Origin of the sequence: Ensifer sp. BR816 (assembly GCF_000378985.1) — a bacterium.
Taxonomy (GTDB): Bacteria; Pseudomonadota; Alphaproteobacteria; order Rhizobiales; family Rhizobiaceae; genus Sinorhizobium.
In genome coordinates, this window is sequence record NZ_KB905370.1 from 2521186 (window position 1) to 2540255 (window position 19070).

Genomic DNA, 19070 nt, shown 5'->3' on the forward strand with positions numbered 1-19070 from the left:
ACAGGCCCAGGTTCATTGGGTCACAGTGAGGGGGGACGTCGCGGCCGAGCCTTGCGCCGCCTGGGCCGACAGGGCGGACCATCCCTGGAGACCGACATAGATGCCGACCGCGACGATCAGGACGCCGGAGAAATAAGGTGCGCGGCGGGCGAACGAGCCGAACCAGCTCCAGCGTCTCGTCGCGTGGCGCACGCTCAGGGCCGCCGCCGCGCCGACGGTGACGAGGGTCAGCGCCAGGCCGATCGAGAAGCACAGCACCAGGACGAAGCCCAGCGTGAATTCCTTGAGCTGAAGGCAGAGCAGAAGCACGGTGATGGCAGCCGGGCAAGGGATCAGTCCGCCGGTGAGACCGAACACGATGATCTGCCAGGTGGTCACGTTCCGATCGGCGAACTTGCGGCGGATGTCGTTGGCGTGCGCCAGCTCATGGGCGTCCTGATAGCCGCCGGTCGCAACCTGCAGCCCCTGAACCTCCTGGTGGATGTGATCGTGGCCGTGTCCCTCGACAAAGGCGAGGTCGTAGTCGTGGGTGTGATTGCCGTGACCAAGGACCACCCGCGCCATGAACTCGTGCGGTTCGGGGATCTCGTCGACGGATTCGAGATAGCCGTCGAGGTATCCGCCTTTTTTAACGAAGGCGAAGCGTTGCCGTGAACCATCCGGTCGTTCGGTGCTGACACTGACGTCAGCGGCCGTCGCCCAGTGGTGGCCGCTTTCCGAACGGATACGCCAGCGCGGCGGCACGCCGTCCTCGAAGACCTCGACGCTGATGACGCCGTGCCCGGTGTCGATCCGCCGGATGTCGCCGTGACCATGATCGTGGCCGTGGCCGTGCGAATGGCCGTGATCGTGATGATGGTGTCCGTGACTGGCGTTTCCGTGTGTCTGCCCGGCTGCTGCTCTCGCCCGCTGCTGGTCCTGCCAGGTCCGCCAAAGCATCCAAAGTGCGATGGCGATGATGATCGCCGCGGAAGCGAGCTGGAAGTAGGGTTCGACGGCTTCCGAATCCACACCCCGCCAGAGGTACATGCCCGCGAAGGCGATGCCCCAGACGATGATTGTGTGCGAGATTGTCGCGGCGATGCCAAGCAGGACCGCCTGGGCGACCGTGCCGCGGATGGCGACGATGAAGGCGGCCATCATCGTCTTCGAATGGCCGGGCTCCAGCCCATGCAGGGCGCCGAGCAGGATGGCGCTCGGAATGAACAGCCAGGCATGGGCGGCCCCCTGCGCAATCAGATCGGCGAAAGCGGGCATAGGCAGACCTCAGAGATATTTCGTGATCGACTTGAACTCGTCGATCGATTGACGCTGGTCGCGCGGAAGTGCGCCGACCGTTTCTTCGAGGCAGTGATCCAGGTGGTCCTGGATCAGCGTCCGCTTCGCCTGCGCGATCGCCTTCTCCACCGCGTGGAGCTGCTGGGCGATGTCGAGGCAGGGCCGGCCGCCCTCGATCATCGCGATCACGCTTTTCAGATGTCCCTCGGCCCGCTTCAGCCGCTTGACGATTTCCGGATGGGTTTCGTGTCTGTGCTCTGTCATGGTTCCTTCCTATCCTCCTGGAGGGGATAGTTCAACCGCACAGCCTTGCCTGACTGCGCGAACACCGTTATCAGTGCGGCCATGTTGCTTCGTCCCGGCCTGCGACTGCAGACAATTATCGCCGCCTTTGCGGCCGTCATCGCCATGCTGATGTACACGTTGTCGGCGCCGGCCTCCCATTCACCGCGCCTGCATGCCGCCAGTGCCCAGATGATGGATGCTGGCAAGCATCACGATCACGGCGACCATTCCCATGACGACTTCGAGCTTGCCGATGCGGCAGGAGATGTCACAGATCACCACCATGCCGACCATACCCATGAGAAGGCCGAACTCGTGGCGGCAACGGAGGCCGGATCCCAAGTGTCGGCCAGTCCAATTTATTTCGTTGCAACGGTTAGCCTGATTGAGGGACCGCCCTACGGCATCGAGCGGCCGCCACGCGCCGTGACGTTGACCTGACAATTGCCGCTCCGGCGGCCGGTTCAACGAAAATCACGGAATTTACCTATGAAGCAACCACCTCTTGGAGGCGGCACGCGTGGCGTTGCGCCCGGTTCGCTCGCATTCCAATTCTTTGTTGCCGCGTTGTCGCTATTTGCACTTGCAGGCACCGCGGCCGCCCATGCCGTCGCGGAAGGCGACAAGGGCTACATCCAGGAGATCACCGGCGTCCATCTGGTGCCGTTCATCTATCTCGGCGCGAAGCACATGGTGACCGGATATGATCACCTCTTGTTTCTCTTCGGCGTGATCTTCTTCCTCTACAGGCTGAAGCATATCGCCATCTATGTGAGCCTCTTCGCCGTCGGTCATTCGACGACGATGCTGCTCGGCGTCTATTTCGGCTGGAACGTGAGTTCCTATCTGATCGATGCCATCATCGGTCTGTCGGTCGTCTACAAGGCGCTCGACAATCTCGGGGCCTTCGAGCGCTGGTTCGGCTACCAGCCGGACACCAAGCTCGCGACGCTGATCTTCGGCTTCTTCCACGGGCTGGGCCTGGCGACCAAGATTCTCGAATACGAGATCGCCGAGGACGGCCTCATTCCCAACCTTCTCGCCTTCAATGTCGGGGTCGAGATCGGCCAGCTTATCGCCCTTGCGATGATCCTGATCGCCATGAGCTATTGGCGGAAGACCGGAAGCTTCCTCCGCCACGCCTACACCGCCAATGTGCTGATGATGACCGCCGGCTTTGTGCTGATCGGCTATCAGCTCACCGGCTATTTCGTGTCCTAACCTCCCAAGAAAGAGACAGAATATGTTCAATTCACAAGCGCCCGCTCCCGAAGACCTGCCGACCTCCGGCCAGCTTTTCCGCTCGACCGTTCTTGCCGCCGCCGCAGCCGCCGCGATACTCGTGGCTGTCGTGCTGCCGTCCGAGTACGGCATCGACCCAACTGGAGCCGGCTCTGCACTCGGTCTGACCGAGATGGGCGAGATCAAGACGCAGCTCTCCGAGGAAGCCGAACGCGACAGGCAGCTTGATCAGAACAATGCCGCGACGCCGGTAATGGGTCAGGAACCGCAGCAAGGCTCCAGCCTTTTGCAACGCATTATCCGCGAGTTCGGTGTCTCGAGCGCCTACGCCCAAGAAATCCGCCGGGATGAACTATCGTTGACGCTTCAGCCGGGTGAAGGGGCGGAGATCAAGCTCGTCATGGCGAAGGGCGCGAAGGCAAACTACGTGTGGACCGCCAACGGTTCCAAGGTGAACTTCGACAAGCATGGCGACGGTAACGGTGAAAGCATCAGCTATGAAAAGGGGCGCGGCGTGGCCGAGGATAGCGGCGTCCTGGAAGCTGCGTTCGATGGTAATCACGGCTGGTTCTGGCGTAACCGCACGAGCGAAGCGGTGACCGTCACCTTGAAGACCGACGGAGCCTACTCGGACGTCAAGCGCATGATGTAAACGAGCCGGATGTCGCCGGCGGACACGCCGGCGACATCCAAGCACAATCAACGCCGCAGAGTGCGGAAGCTCGGGCGACGGGAGCTTCGAGGAACCAAGACAGGAGGCAGGCGTTAGGCATCATTGCTCAACTCACAGGAAATGAGTTCAGCCGTGCGCCGTCGAACAGCCATACTTGTGGCCATCCTCCTCGCGTTGGCACCGCTAGCGGCTCAGTCCGGAACCGAAGTCGACCAGGCCGTAGAAGAGTTCCACCAGATATGCCTGGTCAAAGGCCCAGACTTCCTGCGGATGAGCCAGGAGGCCTATGATCGCGACTGGGAGATGCTCCCGGAAGTAGCCTTTGATGATCTCGCCCCCATCGCCGAACCCGAGATGGTGCGGGTATGGCTAACAACCGATGCAGATAAGGTCTTCCTGCGGGAACCATAATCGGCTTCACCACAGCATCCGTCGGCGGGAAACCTGTCCACACATGCACGCTGGCCTTGCCCGGCATCGATCCGGAAGCGTTTCAGAAGGGTTTCTTTACGCGCACGGATGCCGAGAAGATCGCGGAAGAAAGGCGTTCGCCGCAGGTCTCCCGCCTCTACATCCTATTTGTCTCCGGACGCCAGCAGTTTGTACGGTTGATTGTCCCAACGTCACAGCGCCCTGGAAAGCCGCTCCTGGTGGCCAGTTCAATTACGGCAACCGAGGCCCTCAAGCAGAGCAGCAGCAACAGGTAGCTCATTCGCTTAGCGCAACCGAAGAATGTCCGCCAGCCGGTCCTGCTTTCTCTCCGTTGGGCCGAGATCCATGCCCGAAAAGACATCCTCCAGATGCCTCTTCATCAGGGAGGCTGCTTCTGATCCGTTGCCGTTTTCTATCGCTTCGACCAAAGCTTCGTGCGCATGGCTCTCGCAGGTCGTCTCGCGCCTTTTCCAGTAAAGCGCCACTACCAGCGACGAGTTGGAAACCAGCTCGCGGACGAAATCCGTCAGGACCGTATGGTTGGCGATCTCGGCAATTTCGATGTGAAATTGTGCAGATGCGGCGATCGCCTGGCTCGTGTCGCCTGAATTCACAGCCTCGTGTTCGACGTGCATGTGCTTGCGCAGCTTGGCGATGTCTGACTTCTTTGCGGCCTCGGCGGCAATTGCTGCAACTTTCGGTTCGATCAGTATGCGCGCTTCAAAGACTTCGCGCGCTTCTGCCTTGCTGGGGCTCGAAATGAATGTGCCGCGATTTGGCTGCAGACGCGCGAGCCGGTCATGGGTCAGCGCTTGAAGCGCTGACCGGACCACGGTTCGGCTAACGGCGTAGATCGACGCGAGCTCGTCTTCCGGAAGCTTGGTGCCAGGTGTCAGCCTGTGACTGACGATCGCATCGCGCAGGGCGATATAGATCGGCCACCAACTGGTCTGTTTCTCCGCTGATCTGTCCTCGTTAAACATTGAGTTGCTTCCATAGCGTCGGTAACCTGGGATTTATTATCGAATTCTCATTGCGTCTACTGGTGTACCTCACTCCCGGCGAAGTTGGCCTTCGGAACGAATGGCCGAAGTGGGCTAAAAACCAATGCGCCATCGAGCAGCAATTCCTTGGCAAAATTCCCCTGCTTCACTCATTCGACTGTAAACAATGCCTGCCCGTCGCGTGCGATCGGCTGACCCCGCTTGAGCACAAGCTTGCGCTTGGGACGGGCCGCGACTGCTTCCGGTATCGTCTCGGCATCGATCAGCACCAGATCCGCATAGGCCCCCTCGTGGAGTCCGTAGGTTTCGAGCTTCAGCACGTCGGCACCACCTTGTGTACAGACGTGCAAGGCGTATTCGACGTCGCTGTCATTGCGGAAATTGTTGCGCAGGCCGATAAACAACGCGCGCTCGAGCATGTCGAGATTCCCGTAGGGACCCCAGGTATCGCGAATGCCATCGGAGCCCGCGCAAAGGCGGACGCCGGCTCGGCGCAGTTCGTCCGCTGCTGGAGCGGGCCAACCAGCCGGCGCCGTGGTAGCGATCGCGATGTCTTCGCGCGCCAACTGCTCGACCAAGGCGTTGACGCGGAAACGATCACTCATGCCAAGACAAAACGCGTGGCTGACTGTCACCTTGCCCCGCATGCCGAGCGCGCGCGTGCGCTCGATGATCATCTCCAACGAAAACGCGCCAAGGGCATCGGGCTCATGCAGATGAATGTCGATCGGCTTGCCGTGCTTCTCTGCAAGGCCGAAAACAGCATCGAGCTGGCCCTTCGGATCCCGGTCGATGCCGCAGGGGTCGAGGCCGCCGACGACGTCGGCTCCGGCGGCAAGTGCGGCGTCCAAGAGTTCCAGCGTGCCCGGACGGATCATCAGGCCGGACTGCGGAAAGGCGACGATTTCTATGTCGACGATATCGCGGAAACGCTCGCGCGTCTCTGCCACACCCTCGAAACACCAGAGCTTCTGGTCGGTATCCACGTCAACGTGGCTCCGGATGGCCGTGGTGCCGTGCGTGACGGCGAGGGCCACCTGCCGCGCCGATTGGCGGTGCGGATCGATGTTGAGCTCGCGGCGCAGGCGGCGCTCGGTTGATATTCTGTCCTCGAGCGTCGGCCCAGCCTGGTGGGCGTGCCATCCCATGCCCCACAGGGATTTGTCGAGATGCGCATGCGCCTCGACAAACCCTGGAATAGCGATCGCGCCGCCCCCGTCTTCCACCTTGACGTTCTCGGTTTCGCCGCTGCCAATTGAGACAATTCGTCCGTCGCGGACCAGGATGTTCGTGGCTGCAGCGCCAAAGGGTCGGATGTTTTTGAGTAGGAATCCTGACATCTGAGCGTCGCCTAGCCTTCGAGTTTCTGAGCGGAGTGGTTCCCATCCTGGTCGGGCGGGGTGCCGATCTCGGTAGCGCGGCTCTTGACAGGCGGCGGCTCGCCATAACCCGCAGTAATGTCGTGGTGAGCAAGTTCGGCGGGCTTTCTCAGCACAAACTGGCTGTCGGCGACGATGTAGTTGTCAGCATGCAGGCGCGCGATTGGCTGGTAGACCTCAGGAAGCACATAGCGGCCACGTTCGTCCAGGCACTCGTCGCGGACATACATCTGCACGACTTCGCCGATCACAATCGTGCGGCGGCCGTAGTCGAGGATTTGCGACACGCGGCATTCCATGGCGCAGGGCGATTCCTTGATGCGGGATGCCGCCACCTTGAGCGATGGCACGCTCGTCAGCCCTGAAACTGCGATCTCATCGACATCGCTGGGGAAATTGATGCCGGTGACAATCATCTCCTTGGCGATCGCCATGTCGACCATGTGAACGACGAACTCACCCGAGCGGCGTATATTGGCCACCGTGTCCTTCGAACTGCCGTCAGGCCGGGTTTGCATGCCGAGGATCAGCAGCGGCGGATCGTGTGAGAATACGTTGAAAAAGCTCATTGGAGCGGCATTGTTGCCACCGTGCTCGTCAACGGTGGTGACGAGCGCGATCGGCCGCGGCCCTACGAAGCTGCACAGGAGGCGGTAGCGGTCCTTTTCCGGGAGTTCGGCAAAATCGAAATCCATGGCTAGCTCCGTTCGGCTGCAGTGCGGCCGGCAAGTTGATGATCGATGCCCAGGACCAGTGCGGCTGGAGCATACTCGGCGAGCTTTCCGGCGTAGGATTTTGGCAGTGGAAACGCCAAATCACCGATCTTCGAGGTGCGCAGTCCCATCCCCACAATGGCCTCGGCGAACTTTACCGCGGCGGCCACACCATCGACGACTGGAAGGCCGAGCCTTTCCTGCAGGTGCTTCGCCAGATTCGACATGCCGGCGCACCCGAGCACGATGGCTTCCGCCTGGTCATCGCGAACGGCTTTCTCGCACTCGGCAAGTATGATGGCGCGCGCGTTTGAATCGGGGTTTTCGAGTTCGAGCACGGGTACATCGGTGGCACGTACCCGTCGGCAATGGTTCTGCATGCCGTAGCTGCGAACCAGGTGCTCCGACATGATCCGTGTACGCTCAAGCGTAGTCACGATGGAAAAGCTGGTCGCCAAAAAAGTCGCCGCGTGCATTGCAGCCTCGGCGACCCCCAAGACAGGCGACGCAGTAATTTCACGCGCAGCGAGAAGCCCCGGATCCCCAAAGCAGCCTATGACATAGGCGTCGGCCGGCACGCCTCGCCGTATCTCGTCGATGACTCCTATCACGCTGAGGGCCTCGTCGTAGTGCCCTTCGATCGATGCTGCGCCAGAGCGAGACGTCGCAAGGACAATCTCGCTATCAGCCGCTGCGACCTTACGAGCGGTCTGCCCCATGAGTTCCGTCATGGCCGCAGTCGTGTTTGGATTTATGAGTTTGATGAGCATTCGAACCTCTTTGTATACAATTAGTAACACAATTGAATGCGATGTCTACAGGCAATCTCATAGCCTCATGTGGGTATGAGATTGCTTCTGGGCGTCTTTTCTCACCTTTTGGCGCAATACGGCCGCTGCGCACGATACCATCCTCCATACTCGGTCCCTCCTCACGCAGCCTCGTGGGGGTTCGTCAACAAAAATGAAAATACAATCTTGACCACGGATTGTATACATGAGACAGTCGACTTGTCTATACAAGAACGGCGCCAAAAGCCGATGGCGGTTGACGCGCCGGGGAGCATCAAAAGAGGAGGAGCATCGCATGTCAGTGAACAGACGTACCTTCCTGCAGGGAGCAGGCGGCGCCGTGGCGTTGGCCTTGGCGCAGGGCGCATTGTCGAAGATTGCCTACGCACAGGGTGCGTCGGGCACTTTGCGGGTCGCCATCGCAAAACCGGCCGGCAACCTCGACCCCCAGAGCCACTACGCGATCTGGGCCATCCAGGACCTCATGTTCGAGCCGCTCGTCAAGTACGGCAAGGGCGGCCAGATCGAGCCATGTCTGGCAACCGACTGGAAGATCGAGGAAGGCGGCAAGACGCTGCATCTGACGTTGCGCCAGGGCGTCACGTTCCAGGACGGCACCAAGTTCGACGCCGCCGCTTGCAAATGGAACCTCGAGCGCTGGATGGGTCACAAGCAGTTCACTTGGATGAATTGCTCCAAGCACTTCCAGTCGCTGGACGTGGTCGACGACTACCACATCACCCTGCACTTCAAGGAGCCGGTCCTCGCCCTCATGCAGGAGCTCTCCTACACGCGGCCGACGCGCTTCCTCTCGCCCAAATCGGTTGGCGCTGACGGCAAGTTCAAGGAGCCGGTTGGAACCGGACCATGGATTCAGATCAGCGCGGACGACACCCAGAGCGTCTTCGAGCACTACGACGGCTATTGGGGCGACAAGCCGACCTATGAGCGTCTCGAGGCCAAGGTCATCCCCGATGCACGTTCGCGGGTTGCGGCATTGCGCTCCGGCGAAATCGACCTGATCGGCGGCTTCTGGATTGCGCCCTTGACCCCGGAAGAAGGCAAGCAGCTCGAGGCGGCTGGCTTCAACGTCGTCGTCGATCCGGGCAACGTCACGCTGGTGATGGCATTCAATCCTGACCGTGCCGAGGCACTCAAGGATCCGCAGGTCCGTAAAGCCGTCAGTATCGGCATCGATCGCGCGGCTATCTCTAAGGTGCTCTACCATGGTTACGCGAAGCCCGCCGGCAACATGTTCTCGGGGGCTTTGCCCTATGCCGGAACGCAATATGATGCGCCCGTGCGCGATGCTGCGGCCGCATCGGCGTTGCTCGAAAATGCCGGTTGGACGGGAAGTCCCATCCGATCCAAGAACGGCAAGCCGCTGACGCTCGAACTGGTCGTCAGCCCGGACGCAGTGCCGGGGTCGCGTGTGATCGCCGAGGTCATCCAGTCCGAGATGAAGGAGATCGGCATCGATCTGGTCATCCGCTCGGTCGACCATGCCTCCAAGCACACCGACATGCTGGAGCAGAAGTACGATCTCGGCTTCTTCCTGACCTATGGTGCTCCCTACGATCCGTTCGGCTCGATCGTGGGCCTGTGCTTGTCGACCTTCCACAACGATGTCGAGGGCAAGCTGGTCACCGATCCGGTCAATCTCGATCCGTTGATCGATGCGGCGACGGCGGCGACCGGGGATCAGATCCAGCCGACGATTCAAAAGGTCTACGACTGGCTGCGGGACAATGATGCGATCGCACCGCTGGTCTATGTGCCGAGCATCTGGGCGCACTCCAAGCGGGTCCAGGGCTTCACGAGCCCAGTCACCGAATACGACATGCCATACGAAAACATCGTCTTGGCCGAATAGCGGGAGGGTGCCTTGATCCACTTCATCAGCAAGCGGCTGAAGCATTCCCTGGTCCTTTTGTTCCTGGCGTCCCTGGTTTGCTTCACACTCGTGGTGTCGGCACCCGGCAATGTCGCCGTCCTGATCGCCGAGCTTCGCGGGGCGGTCGCCACACCGGGTTATGTCGAACAGGTTGCCGAAGAGATAGGACTGAACAAGCCACTGCTGATGCGCTACGTGGACTGGCTCGGCGATGCTGTTCGCGGAGACTTCGGCATCTCTTATCGGACGGGGCAGGACGTCAGCGCGGACCTCGCGAACCGAATGCTCGTGACGGGTATCCTGATTGCGGGCTCGGCTGCGATCGCCACCCTGATCAGCCTGGCTCTGGGGTTCCTTGGTGCCTTCTGGCCTTACAAACTGCCGGACCGCGCGTCGCGCGGTCTGGCGCTCCTCGGCGCATCGACACCAACATTCTTCGTCGGCGCGCTAATGATCTACGCGTTCTCCGTCACCTTCCAGCTCCTGCCGTCGTTCGGTTTCGCCGGGCCGCAAAGCTGGATCCTGCCATGGCTCACCGTTGCCGTTCTGCCGGCCGCCGTCCTCAGTCGTGTCGTGCGGGTCGGGTTGGAGGAGGCGATGGCCAGCCCCTTTGTTCTGACAGCCAAAAGCAAGGGTCTCGGTCGCACCACCATATTGTTTCGCGAGGCGCTGCCCAACATTACGCCCCTCTTCATCAATGCACTCGGCACCCAGGTCGGACTGATGACCGCGACGGCGATCATCGTCGAGCCGCTGTTCGCATGGCAGGGCGTGGGTGACTACTTCCTGGCCGGCGTGCGCTTTCGCGACTTCATGGTGGTGCAGGCATGCCTGCTCATCTTCCTCACATTCTTCATCGTGGTGAACCTGATCGTCGATCTGGCAGTGCTCCTGACCGATCCTCGCATCCGCCGCCAATGGAGCTGATCATGAACATGCTCAATCCTATTCTGGCCCGATTGAACAAGATGCCGCGCGCGGCACTGATCACCATCGGTCTCTTCGTTGCCCTCGGTACCTTCGCGCCCTGGCTCGCGCCCCAGGACCCCAGCACCCAGAACCTGCTGGAGGCCGGCCTCGGGCCGAGTGCCGCTCACTGGCTCGGCACGGACCATCTCGGGCGCGACACGTTCAGCCGCCTCATCATCGCTGCCAACACCTCGCTCGTCAGCGTCGGCTCCGTTCTCGGCATCGCCATGACCATCGGCATCCTGCTCGGAACGATCGCCGGTTACCATCGGGGCTGGGTGGACGACGTTCTGATGCGTGTCGTCGACGTCGGCCTGTCCGTCCCGAGCCTGATCATCTCTCTGGCGGTCATCGGCATCGTCGGTCCGGGCTACTGGACCATGGTGCTGGCACTCGCGCTCGCTTGGTGGCCGATGAGCGGCCGCATCAGCCGTGCGGTTGCTGTCAGCATCATGAGCAAGCCGCATATCGAGGCGTTGCGGGTGCTGGGCGCCAGCCCCTGGCGCATCTATTTCTGCCATCTTCTCCCCGGCACGATCGGTTCGGTCATGGTCTATGCGACGGCAGATGCCGGCACGGCCGCCCTGGCCGTCGCGACCTTGAGCTTCCTCGGCCTCGGCATTCAACCGCCGACGCCAGAATGGGGCCAGATGCTTGTGGACGCGTTGCCCTATCTCGAATCCGATCCGCGTCAGGTTCTCCTGCCAGGCCTTGCCCTCACGGCGGCCGTCATCGGCTTCAACACCCTCGGGGAATCCATAGCCCTCAACCGGGTTCCGAAACCGCTCACGCGACGCATGCTCGCGGCCCGTCGGGCCGAGGTCGCAAGCTGGAGCAAGGAGAATTCCGATGCATGACGAACCGCTCCTGAATGTCAGCAATCTGACGGTCAATCTGCTGACCGCGAAATCGGCGGTCCGCCCCGTCGACGGCGTCAGCTACTCGGTCCGGCAGGGCGAATGTCTCGCAATCGTCGGCGAGAGCGGCAGCGGCAAGACGGTGATGAACTTCGCGCCGCTCGGCCTGATGCCGACGGGCGTAACGACAATTCTGTCGGGCTCCGTCAAACTCGAGGGGCGGGAACTGATCGGCTTGCCCGAGGCCGAGATCCAGAAGCTCCGCGGCAAGTCGGTCGGCTTCATCTTCCAGGACCCCATGAGCGCACTCAACCCGGTGCGCCGAATTGGGCGGCAGATTGCCGAGATGGCCGAGCTGCACCTCACCATGACGCCCAGGGCGGCCGAGGCGCGCGCCCTGGAGCTCGTAAAGCTCGTCGGGATATCCGACCCTGCGGCACGGCTCCGGCAGTATCCGCACGAGCTTTCCGGGGGGTTGAGGCAGCGCATCGTCATCGCCATTGCGCTTGCGGGCGAGCCGAAGTTGCTGATCGCTGACGAACCCACGACCGCGCTCGATGTGACGGTTCAGGCGCAGATCTTGCGGCTGCTGAAGGACGTACAGCGTCGTCTCAACATGGGGATGGTGCTGATCACCCACGACATGGGCGTGGTTGCGGGAGCGGCGGACAATATCGTCGTCATGTATGCTGCACGCGCCGCCGAATGCGGCCCCGTCGACAAGGTTCTCGTAAACCCCCGTCACCCCTACACGAAGGGCCTGATCAACGCGATTCCGCGGAAGGAGGATCCGATAGGTTCCGAATTCCGCGGCCTTCCGGGCGTACCCCCGACTCTGGGCGCACCGATCAGGGGCTGTGCCTTCGCACCACGCTGCGAACTCGCTGTGGCCACGTGCTCACGTAACCGGCCGCCAATGGTGCCGACTGGTGACGGCAATGTTTCTGTGGCCTGCCCAGTCGTCAATCAAGGAAAGGCTGCCGCATGACGAACTCCCCTGTCCTCAAGGTCGAAAACCTTCAAACCCGCTTCAAGAGCGTACAGCGGGGTAAATTCATCCATGCGGTCGACGACGTTTCGATCGAGCTTTATCCGGGAGAGATCGTCGGCCTGGTTGGCGAATCCGGTTGCGGAAAGTCGACGCTCGGCCGAACTATCGTAGGACTCGAGAAGGCAAGCGCCGGGCGCGTTTTGCTCGACGGAGTTGACCTCAGCACTCTCTCAGGCGCAGCACTACGCAAAAGCCGCCGGGCACTGCAATATGTATTCCAAGATCCCTATTCGTGTCTGAACGATCGCCAGACGGTCGGCGAAGCTATCGATGAAGCCCTACTCATCGACGGGCGCAGCTCGCAAGATGAACGTGATCGCCGTACCAAGGAGCTGCTGGATCAGGTCGGCCTTGCGAACGCCGTCAAGGACCGCCACACACGCGAGCTCTCGGGCGGCCAGCGCCAGCGCGTTGCGATTGCCCGGTCGCTTGCCGTCAATCCAAGAGTGCTGATCTGCGACGAGCCGGTGAGCGCCCTGGATCTCTCCATTCGGGCGCAGGTGATGAACCTGTTCCTGCGGCTGCAGAAGGATCTGGGAGTGGCGTGCCTGTTCATCGCCCACGATCTTGCCTTGGTAAGACAGGCGGCCTCACGGGTCTATGTAATGTATCTCGGCAAGATCGTGGAGCAGGGACCCTCCCAGGAGCTTTACGACCACCCGAGCCATCCTTACTCGCAGATGCTGCTTGCGTCGGTTCCAGAGGTGGATCCGCGTGTCGAGAAGCTCCGCAATGGGCCGCTGCTGGTGGGGGAGGTGCCGAGTCCGACGAATCCGCCCTCCGGCTGCAGGTTCAGGACCCGCTGCCCTCTTGCCGTCGAGAGCTGCTCTCGGAAGATGCCGGCGGCGCACGGCCTCTCATTTGGCCACAGTGCCGCATGCCTATTCGCCCCCGAGCTTCACGAGGGTCGGCGTTCTGCACTTCACTGAAGAAGCGGGGTGCCGTGATCATCCACTTGGGGAGTCCCGCGAACCGCGGTGCGTCCACTCCTGGCAAGGCCGAGTGCCGTGCTCACATCGGCGCACTCGCGGCGGACCATGGCCGAACGCTGCAGAAAATCCGGCGAGTTGGAAAGTGCCTCGGTTGCGCGCGAATCCTGGAGAAGTTCCCCTGCGGGAAGTGGTGCTGCTTCCCGCCAATTCGCCCGGTGCCAACGCATCGGGCATTTTCTTGCATGCGCCCCGTGGCGATCTGCCCCGCGAGGGGAGCCATTGGCAAATCACGTACCAGCCTGCACCCCCTGGTATGCACGCCCCATCTTTGACCTTGGAGAAGGCTGCGCCGGGGCTGATGAGTTCGTCCTGACCGGGAACGGCACGGCCCTCGTGAGAACCCACAGCCTCTTCTTGGGTCTTGATGAGCCGGTGACATCGCGTCCTGACCAACGGAGTGTCGCACGGAAGAGACCAGAGATGGTTTCTAGCATCCGTGTTGATGTCCGCAACGGGGCCAAACCGTGCCATTCCTCGTGTCTCAGGCTATGACCGCATAGGGTCGACTCTGCTCGTTCCTGTAGGTCTCACCGTGTGCTGCCCGGCAGACTCTAGCCTGGCAAGCAAGATACCGGAGTTTTCACCACAGCAGCGGCATACTAGTTAAATTGAACGGCTGTCATATGCCCAATGCAGCAGAGCCTGGCGCTGGCGCGGCCGGCACCAGCAATCCCCAGGCTCGCAGGCTCGACGAAGCTGAGTGATATGGCGGCGAATAGCTTTCCAACGGGCGATCTGTCGCTCGTCTTCGCCGGGCATGCGACGACCTTGGTGGTAGCGGCAGTACCACTGGAACCAGCCACGCGGATCGTCGGGATGTATCCATCCCTTGGCTCGCCAGACGCTGAGCGGTTGGCTGGCGTCGACACCGAACCAGTTAAGTGACGGATCTTTTCGCAGCGACGACAGCCGGGCCTCTGCAAACCAGCTTTTGGGGAATTCGTCGCGACAATCGGTCATGTACTTGCCGCCGAACACGCCGAGCGCGAGCATCTCGGCGGGTGTCAAGTCTGGCCGGAAATCGGGATGAAAGTCACGGCCAATTGGCGCAAGGAGCGCGTACCGGTAGCCTTGCTGCATCCGATCATTGACGACGACCCACCGGGGTCTCATCGGGCGCCCTGCGACAGTGGTTTCGAGCGGTTGCGCCGCCAGATGGACAAGTTAAGTGCCGCTGCGAAACTCACCCACGCCAGGTAAGGAACAAGCAGCAAGCAGCAGCCGCATTCACGGGGTGAAACATTATAATCGTCGCCAGGATCGCAGCCCAAAGCACCATGATCTCCACCACGGCCAGGCCGGGTCGGTGAAGTCCAAAAAAGATCGGCGTCCACGCAGCATTGAGCAGAAGTTGGACTGCATAGACACTGAGAGGCAGTGCTGCACCGGCAACGCCTGCCTCTAGCCATACGAGCCAGACCGACACTCCGATCGATGCATAGAGAACCGTCCAGACCGGGGCGAACAGCCAATCGGGCGGGCGCCATCTTGGCTTGTCGAGCTGCTTGTACCAGTCGCCTGGCCTAAAGATCACGCCGGTAGCCGCCGCAGCGAAGCTCGCGACCTCGAAGACGACCAGCACAAGGGGGGAATGCATGTCCATCCGGCAAAAGACGGAGGGAACCGCCGACGAGGCAAGCGGGTCCCTCCGAAGCCCTATCGGTTCTGGCCAGCAGCGAACTCGCCGGAGGCCATTGCAGAAAACAGGGGGATGATCTGCCAGGCCGCCGATACACCTACCAGGATGTAAACGATCCGGGAGAGCCCCGAGCCAGCCCCGAAGATGTCGGCCACGAGGTCAAAGCTAAACAGTCCGACCAGCCCCCAGTTCAGCCCGCCTACGATGACGAGGATGAGCGTGAAAATGCTAATAAATTTCATGGTTCTTCTCCAGGGTCGAGGGATGAGGGTCAGCCTTCCGGCGGCATGATCACCTTGTCGATGACATGGATGACCCCATTCGAGGCAGCAATGTCGGCAGCAGTGACGGCGGCGTCGTTGACCTTGACGGTGGAGCCGTCGACTTCGATGTCGATCATTTTGCCATTTACCGACTTCGCTTCATCGGTACTGGCCACGTCCGCAGCCATCACCTTCCCCGCGACGACATGGTAGGTGAGGATCTCAGTCAGCTTTTGCTTGTTCTCCGGCCTCAGCAGGTTTTCGACGGTACCGGCCGGCAACTTGGCGAAGGCTTCGTCAGTCGGAGCAAAGACCGTGAACGGACCCGTTCCCTTGAGAGTGGCGACCAGGCCCGCCGCTTCGAGCGCGGCACCCAACGTCTTGAATTGACCCACCTCCATGGCGGTGTCGACGACATCCTTCTCCGCGGCGAACGCGCTGACGCTGCTGCCGAGCGTGATCGCTGCAGCGAACAAAAGGCTTTTCAACTTCATGGCATTTCTCCTCTCTATGACGGGTGCGAGATGCACCTCGTGTCTTTCATTTGGAGAAAAATGATTTTCGTTCCACTCAAATTATCGTGAAAAGAAATAGAATTCTCTTGTGAAGACAATTGTCGTCTGATAGTTTCCTGAAACGAAAAGGAGTTTACGACGTGCTCTCGGAAACGCTGTCCAATGAGCTCCAGCGGTACGCGATCGGCCCTCATATCAAGGCACTACGTCTGAGAAAGAAGCTGGGGCTGGTGCAATTGGCCGCGCATACAGGGCTCTCGCCTGCGATGCTCTCGAAGATAGAGCGCGGGCAGATGTTTCCAACGCTGCCCACGTTGCTTCGGATCGCCATGGTTTTCGGCGTCGGCCTCGATCACTTCTTCAATGCCGACAGGGAGGAGCCGCTCATCGCGGTCGTCCGAAAGCAGCAGCGTCTCAAACTTCCAAGCCCGCCGGGCGAAAAGCACCCGGCCTTTCTCTTCGAAAGCCTGGACTATCCCGCTTCTGACCGCCGCATGGAGGCGTTCTACGCCGAGTTCCCGGTCGATGCGCCGCCCTCAGAGCCGCATCAACATGGCAGCGCTGAGTTCATCTACTTGCTCAGCGGTCGGCTTGTAGTCAATGTGGATGGCAAGGAGGCAGTGCTGGATCCGGGGGACGCTGTATATTTTGACTCTAGCGTTCCGCACAGTTACCGCCGCGAAGGCAAGGAAATCTCAACCGCAATTGTTGTGACTTCTTCATAGGCGCCGTTCACTGAGTACTCCTGAAACTCCTCCCTATGCATTGCCAGCGTTGGTGGAGGAAGTCGGGTTTCAGGTCGGGAGCCGCGGATAGTCAACCGCCGAGTTTCGGGGAGCAAAGCGGTCATTTAACCTTGAAGAAAGCAGGGTCTCCTCAGGGTCGAACTTTCGCTCAGCAGGCCAGCGGCCGGCGCTTTGAGGCGAAGCGCCGGCCTTGAGTGCTACAGCTCCACTTGCTCAGAAATGGCTAAGGCGTCGTCGACCTCTATTCCGAGGTACTGCACGGTGCTCTCCAGCTTTTTGTGGCCGAGCAGGAGCTGGACGGCGCGCAGGTTACCTGTCTTCTTATAAATGTGGGCCGCCTTCGTCCTCCTCATCGAATGTGTGCCGTAGCGCTTCGGATCAAGCCCGATGCTCGACACCCAGCGTTCGACGATCCTGCCATACTGCCGCGTCGACAGGTGCGGCTTTGCGTGCACGCGGCTGGGAAACAGGTAATCCCGTTCACCGAGCCTGCGACGTCCGATCCAGGCACCGACAGCCTCCCGCGTTTGATCGGTCAGTTCGAATTGCACTGGTCGGCCAGTTTTCCGTTGGATGATGATCGCCCGCTCGCGAATCCTTCCGGAAATTGCAACATCGGCAACTGAGATCGCGACGAGATCACAAGCCCGCAATCTGCTGTCGATCGCGAGATTGAACAGTGCCAGGTCGCGTACCGCACTCGACATCTGCAGGCGGGTTTGGATGGCCCAGACCTCCTTCGGCTTCAATGGAGGCTTCTGGCCGATGATGCGGCCGGAGCTCCAACTAGACATAGCCTTGCTCCCATGAGCCACCCTCCGCTGCCGCAGCGCTCAACCTTCAAGCGGCCCAATGGTAATCCTTATGGAAGTGACCTTTCGGATGGTGAGCGAAAATTCGACGACGGGGGCTGAATGGGCAAGATACGCCAGCAACGGTCATTTCGCACGCGTCCATGGGTGACAAGCGTCGTCTTCTCTGCCTGATCGGCCAATTAAAGGTTCAGGAGGCTTGAATGTAGGCGTCGGACCGAAGGCGGGAATTGAGCAGTTCACCCAGTTGGTTGCCCGCCTCGTTGGTGCGCACTGCCTTCGGACAAATGATGCCCAGCGCCACCTCAGTGGAGCCAGGCATTGGGACGCCTTAGGCTTGCGTCAGGAGTTCCCGCGTCGTGAGCGCATTTGCGTAAAACGGCGCGATGTCGCTCAGGAACGAGGTCTGTTGCTCCCTGGTGAAGGCCGCCGACGCATCGTAGATGACGTTGGTGTGATAGCCGAGGTCGTGGGCGTTGCGCACGGTCGACTCGACGCACTGCCGCAGAGCGAAGCCCATGACGTAGATGTCGAAGATCCGGTTGTTGCGCAGGTAGCTGTCGAGCGTCGTCCCGGCGAAGGCGCTGCTGCCGCCGGGGCGCTCGCTGACGACAAATTCACCGTCCTGCGGCTCGAAACCGGGGAAGAAATCGGCCTGCTCGCCAAGGAACGAGCGATAGTCCAGCATCATCTTGCGCAGGCCGTACTTGCCTTCTCCAAGCACTTTGTACGTCGGCTCAAACCGCACGGTGACATGGATGACGTCCATGTTGCGGCGACGGGCCTCTTCGAGAACCTCCTTCGAATTGGCGACGGCCAAATCGAACTGCTCGCGGTCCTGGAACTGCCCGTTGATGCCGCCGGTGGGCGCAAGCCAGTCATTCACATATTCGATGAGGATAAGCGCGCTCTTTTCTGCGGCGGCATTAACGGCGTGGTCGGTCATGATGGTTTTCCTTGTCTAGAATGAAGTTTTGGATGCTGGGGTCAGACCGCGATGAACGCGCCGTGCTGACGCAGATGAACGCGAAAGCGGTCGGCATAGTCCGCAACCACCGCGTCCTTGACACTGGCACGTGCGGCCAGCGCCCCGCGCCATGCCGAAACCCGCGGGAGGCCCTCAAAGATCGGTTGTGACACCGCCGGGTCGATAATCATGAGATAGCGGAAGAGCGGGGCGTAGACCGCATCGACCATGCCGAAATCAGCCCTGTCGAGCGGGATCATCGCAACAATGCCGCCCAGTGCCTCGATCTCCTGGCGTAGCGTATCTGCCTCTGCCGCACCGCTGCGATAGGTGCCGATGATGGCGACGCCGCGCTTTGCAAGGTGCAGCGCCATGCTGCGGCCGAGGCCGCGGCTGGCGCCGGTGATGAGTGCGATCTGCTTGGTCATGGTCTGTCCGTCCTTCGTGGAATGGTCTCGCCGGAATGCCGCACCGCTGCGGCGTCATTCCGATGCCAACCAGATAGGCGGAGCGGGCCGCGTCCGCCCGCCCAATGCTCTCAACTTCTTGCCTGATCGTCTCAAGGTGT

At 61.0% G+C, this 19070-nt stretch carries 24 protein-coding genes; 11 read left to right on the plus strand and 13 right to left on the minus strand.

Going from position 1 to position 19070, the window contains the following annotated elements; all coding sequences use genetic code 11:
- Positions 1-12: 12 nt before the first annotated feature.
- Together RHIBR816_RS0112190 and RHIBR816_RS0112195 are read right to left on the minus strand one after the other, a co-directional pair.
- The gene (locus RHIBR816_RS0112190; RefSeq protein ID WP_018236825.1) at positions 13-1257 is read right to left on the minus strand and encodes a nickel/cobalt efflux transporter; all 1245 of its coding nucleotides are present in this window, start codon (positions 1255-1257) and stop codon (positions 13-15) included.
- Between the two features lie 9 nt (positions 1258-1266).
- Positions 1267-1542 carry a metal-sensing transcriptional repressor gene (locus RHIBR816_RS0112195; RefSeq protein ID WP_018236826.1) on the minus strand — a complete coding sequence of 92 codons (276 nt, stop codon included), beginning with the start codon at positions 1540-1542 and terminating at the stop codon, positions 1267-1269.
- Positions 1543-1623: 81 nt separating this feature from the next.
- Between RHIBR816_RS0112195 and RHIBR816_RS0112205 the strand changes: the two genes are divergently transcribed.
- The 5 genes from RHIBR816_RS0112205 to RHIBR816_RS0112225 all read left to right on the plus strand — a co-directional run bounded on the left by RHIBR816_RS0112205 (position 1624) and on the right by RHIBR816_RS0112225 (position 4185).
- Positions 1624-2004 carry a hypothetical protein gene (locus tag RHIBR816_RS0112205; RefSeq protein WP_018236827.1) on the plus strand — a complete coding sequence of 127 codons (381 nt, stop codon included), beginning with the start codon at positions 1624-1626 and terminating at the stop codon, positions 2002-2004.
- A gap of 48 nt (positions 2005-2052) precedes the next feature.
- Positions 2053-2784, plus strand: a complete 732-nt coding sequence (locus RHIBR816_RS0112210) for a HupE/UreJ family protein (RefSeq protein ID WP_018236828.1) — start codon at positions 2053-2055, stop codon at positions 2782-2784.
- A 22-nt stretch (positions 2785-2806) separates the two neighbouring features.
- Complete coding sequence (locus RHIBR816_RS0112215) at positions 2807-3457, plus strand: hypothetical protein (protein ID WP_018236829.1); 651 nt, start codon at positions 2807-2809, stop codon at positions 3455-3457.
- A 123-nt stretch (positions 3458-3580) separates the two neighbouring features.
- Entirely contained in the window at positions 3581-3889 is a 309-nt protein-coding gene (locus tag RHIBR816_RS0112220; protein ID WP_157628161.1) for a hypothetical protein, read from the plus strand.
- A 56-nt stretch (positions 3890-3945) separates the two neighbouring features.
- Positions 3946-4185 (plus strand): hypothetical protein, encoded by a 240-nt coding sequence (locus RHIBR816_RS0112225; RefSeq protein ID WP_018236831.1) that lies wholly within the window; start codon positions 3946-3948, stop codon positions 4183-4185.
- 9 nt (positions 4186-4194) lie between these two features.
- On the opposite strand, the gene RHIBR816_RS0112230 is transcribed toward RHIBR816_RS0112225, so the two are convergent.
- The 4 genes from RHIBR816_RS0112230 to RHIBR816_RS0112245 all read right to left on the minus strand — a co-directional run bounded on the left by RHIBR816_RS0112230 (position 4195) and on the right by RHIBR816_RS0112245 (position 7776).
- Complete coding sequence (locus RHIBR816_RS0112230) at positions 4195-4893, minus strand: GntR family transcriptional regulator (RefSeq protein WP_018236832.1); 699 nt, start codon at positions 4891-4893, stop codon at positions 4195-4197.
- A 170-nt stretch (positions 4894-5063) separates the two neighbouring features.
- The gene (locus RHIBR816_RS0112235) at positions 5064-6254 is read right to left on the minus strand and encodes an amidohydrolase family protein (protein WP_018236833.1); all 1191 of its coding nucleotides are present in this window, start codon (positions 6252-6254) and stop codon (positions 5064-5066) included.
- Between the two features lie 11 nt (positions 6255-6265).
- A complete protein-coding gene (locus RHIBR816_RS0112240) occupies positions 6266-6988 on the minus strand; it encodes a flavin reductase family protein (RefSeq protein WP_018236834.1) in 723 nt (240 codons plus the stop codon).
- Positions 6989-6990: 2 nt separating this feature from the next.
- Positions 6991-7776 (minus strand): aspartate/glutamate racemase family protein, encoded by a 786-nt coding sequence (locus RHIBR816_RS0112245; RefSeq protein WP_018236835.1) that lies wholly within the window; start codon positions 7774-7776, stop codon positions 6991-6993.
- A 316-nt stretch (positions 7777-8092) separates the two neighbouring features.
- Here RHIBR816_RS0112245 and RHIBR816_RS0112250 point away from each other — a divergent pair, with 316 nt between their 5' ends.
- The 5 genes from RHIBR816_RS0112250 to RHIBR816_RS0112270 are packed head-to-tail and all read left to right on the plus strand — an operon-like array spanning position 8093 to position 13497.
- Entirely contained in the window at positions 8093-9670 is a 1578-nt protein-coding gene (locus RHIBR816_RS0112250) for a nickel ABC transporter substrate-binding protein (RefSeq protein WP_018236836.1), read from the plus strand.
- 12 nt (positions 9671-9682) lie between these two features.
- Entirely contained in the window at positions 9683-10618 is a 936-nt protein-coding gene (locus RHIBR816_RS0112255; protein WP_018236837.1) for an ABC transporter permease, read from the plus strand.
- Complete coding sequence (locus tag RHIBR816_RS0112260; protein WP_018236838.1) at positions 10609-11517, plus strand: ABC transporter permease; 909 nt, start codon at positions 10609-10611, stop codon at positions 11515-11517. Before RHIBR816_RS0112255 ends, RHIBR816_RS0112260 begins: the two co-directional genes overlap by 10 nt.
- On the plus strand, positions 11510-12505 hold the full coding sequence (locus RHIBR816_RS0112265; protein WP_018236839.1) for an ABC transporter ATP-binding protein: 996 nt from the start codon (positions 11510-11512) through the stop codon (positions 12503-12505). The genes RHIBR816_RS0112260 and RHIBR816_RS0112265 overlap by 8 nt, the downstream gene beginning before the upstream one ends.
- A complete protein-coding gene (locus tag RHIBR816_RS0112270) occupies positions 12502-13497 on the plus strand; it encodes an ABC transporter ATP-binding protein (RefSeq protein ID WP_018236840.1) in 996 nt (331 codons plus the stop codon). Before RHIBR816_RS0112265 ends, RHIBR816_RS0112270 begins: the two co-directional genes overlap by 4 nt.
- 666 nt (positions 13498-14163) lie before the next feature.
- Here RHIBR816_RS0112270 and RHIBR816_RS0112280 read toward each other — a convergent pair.
- From RHIBR816_RS0112280 to RHIBR816_RS0112295, 4 genes are all read right to left on the minus strand, one after another.
- A complete protein-coding gene (locus RHIBR816_RS0112280; protein ID WP_026186910.1) occupies positions 14164-14673 on the minus strand; it encodes a hypothetical protein in 510 nt (169 codons plus the stop codon).
- Positions 14674-14743: 70 nt separating this feature from the next.
- Positions 14744-15157, minus strand: coding sequence for a TspO/MBR family protein (locus RHIBR816_RS34030; RefSeq protein WP_371259051.1), 414 nt, complete (start codon positions 15155-15157; stop codon positions 14744-14746).
- A gap of 59 nt (positions 15158-15216) precedes the next feature.
- Positions 15217-15441, minus strand: coding sequence for a DUF378 domain-containing protein (locus tag RHIBR816_RS0112290; RefSeq protein WP_018236843.1), 225 nt, complete (start codon positions 15439-15441; stop codon positions 15217-15219).
- Positions 15442-15470: 29 nt separating this feature from the next.
- A complete protein-coding gene (locus tag RHIBR816_RS0112295; protein WP_018236844.1) occupies positions 15471-15956 on the minus strand; it encodes a fasciclin domain-containing protein in 486 nt (161 codons plus the stop codon).
- 161 nt (positions 15957-16117) lie between these two features.
- On the opposite strand from RHIBR816_RS0112295, the gene RHIBR816_RS0112300 reads away from it, so the two are divergent.
- Entirely contained in the window at positions 16118-16702 is a 585-nt protein-coding gene (locus RHIBR816_RS0112300; RefSeq protein ID WP_018236845.1) for a helix-turn-helix domain-containing protein, read from the plus strand.
- 218 nt (positions 16703-16920) lie between these two features.
- On the opposite strand, the gene RHIBR816_RS0112305 is transcribed toward RHIBR816_RS0112300, so the two are convergent.
- The 3 genes from RHIBR816_RS0112305 to RHIBR816_RS38865 form a co-directional block, all read right to left on the minus strand.
- Positions 16921-17517 carry a tyrosine-type recombinase/integrase gene (locus tag RHIBR816_RS0112305; RefSeq protein ID WP_018236846.1) on the minus strand — a complete coding sequence of 199 codons (597 nt, stop codon included), beginning with the start codon at positions 17515-17517 and terminating at the stop codon, positions 16921-16923.
- A gap of 349 nt (positions 17518-17866) precedes the next feature.
- Complete coding sequence (locus RHIBR816_RS0112310; protein WP_018236848.1) at positions 17867-18481, minus strand: isochorismatase family cysteine hydrolase; 615 nt, start codon at positions 18479-18481, stop codon at positions 17867-17869.
- A 41-nt stretch (positions 18482-18522) separates the two neighbouring features.
- Positions 18523-18930 (minus strand): SDR family NAD(P)-dependent oxidoreductase, encoded by a 408-nt coding sequence (locus RHIBR816_RS38865; protein ID WP_018236849.1) that lies wholly within the window; start codon positions 18928-18930, stop codon positions 18523-18525.
- Between the last annotated feature and the right edge of the window lie 140 nt (positions 18931-19070).

What these genes read in the sequence shown, in the direction of transcription:
- RHIBR816_RS0112190 (WP_018236825.1), bottom strand. Translation starts at nt 1,257, where the DNA reads ATGCCCGCTTTCGCCGATCTGATTGCGCAGGGGGCCGCCCATGCCTGG.
- RHIBR816_RS0112195 (WP_018236826.1), bottom strand. Translation starts at nt 1,542, where the DNA reads ATGACAGAGCACAGACACGAAACCCATCCGGAAATCGTCAAGCGGCTG.
- RHIBR816_RS0112205 (WP_018236827.1), top strand. Translation starts at nt 1,624, where the DNA reads ATGTTGCTTCGTCCCGGCCTGCGACTGCAGACAATTATCGCCGCCTTT.
- RHIBR816_RS0112210 (WP_018236828.1), top strand. Translation starts at nt 2,053, where the DNA reads ATGAAGCAACCACCTCTTGGAGGCGGCACGCGTGGCGTTGCGCCCGGT.
- RHIBR816_RS0112215 (WP_018236829.1), top strand. Translation starts at nt 2,807, where the DNA reads ATGTTCAATTCACAAGCGCCCGCTCCCGAAGACCTGCCGACCTCCGGC.
- RHIBR816_RS0112230 (WP_018236832.1), bottom strand. Translation starts at nt 4,893, where the DNA reads ATGTTTAACGAGGACAGATCAGCGGAGAAACAGACCAGTTGGTGGCCG.
- RHIBR816_RS0112235 (WP_018236833.1), bottom strand. Translation starts at nt 6,254, where the DNA reads ATGTCAGGATTCCTACTCAAAAACATCCGACCCTTTGGCGCTGCAGCC.
- RHIBR816_RS0112240 (WP_018236834.1), bottom strand. Translation starts at nt 6,988, where the DNA reads ATGGATTTCGATTTTGCCGAACTCCCGGAAAAGGACCGCTACCGCCTC.
- RHIBR816_RS0112245 (WP_018236835.1), bottom strand. Translation starts at nt 7,776, where the DNA reads ATGCTCATCAAACTCATAAATCCAAACACGACTGCGGCCATGACGGAA.
- RHIBR816_RS0112250 (WP_018236836.1), top strand. Translation starts at nt 8,093, where the DNA reads ATGTCAGTGAACAGACGTACCTTCCTGCAGGGAGCAGGCGGCGCCGTG.
- RHIBR816_RS0112260 (WP_018236838.1), top strand. Translation starts at nt 10,609, where the DNA reads ATGGAGCTGATCATGAACATGCTCAATCCTATTCTGGCCCGATTGAAC.
- RHIBR816_RS0112265 (WP_018236839.1), top strand. Translation starts at nt 11,510, where the DNA reads ATGCATGACGAACCGCTCCTGAATGTCAGCAATCTGACGGTCAATCTG.
- RHIBR816_RS0112270 (WP_018236840.1), top strand. Translation starts at nt 12,502, where the DNA reads ATGACGAACTCCCCTGTCCTCAAGGTCGAAAACCTTCAAACCCGCTTC.
- RHIBR816_RS0112280 (WP_026186910.1), bottom strand. Translation starts at nt 14,673, where the DNA reads ATGAGACCCCGGTGGGTCGTCGTCAATGATCGGATGCAGCAAGGCTAC.
- RHIBR816_RS34030 (WP_371259051.1), bottom strand. Translation starts at nt 15,157, where the DNA reads ATGCATTCCCCCCTTGTGCTGGTCGTCTTCGAGGTCGCGAGCTTCGCT.
- RHIBR816_RS0112290 (WP_018236843.1), bottom strand. Translation starts at nt 15,441, where the DNA reads ATGAAATTTATTAGCATTTTCACGCTCATCCTCGTCATCGTAGGCGGG.
- RHIBR816_RS0112295 (WP_018236844.1), bottom strand. Translation starts at nt 15,956, where the DNA reads ATGAAGTTGAAAAGCCTTTTGTTCGCTGCAGCGATCACGCTCGGCAGC.
- RHIBR816_RS0112305 (WP_018236846.1), bottom strand. Translation starts at nt 17,517, where the DNA reads ATGTCTAGTTGGAGCTCCGGCCGCATCATCGGCCAGAAGCCTCCATTG.
- RHIBR816_RS0112310 (WP_018236848.1), bottom strand. Translation starts at nt 18,481, where the DNA reads ATGACCGACCACGCCGTTAATGCCGCCGCAGAAAAGAGCGCGCTTATC.
- RHIBR816_RS38865 (WP_018236849.1), bottom strand. Translation starts at nt 18,930, where the DNA reads ATGACCAAGCAGATCGCACTCATCACCGGCGCCAGCCGCGGCCTCGGC.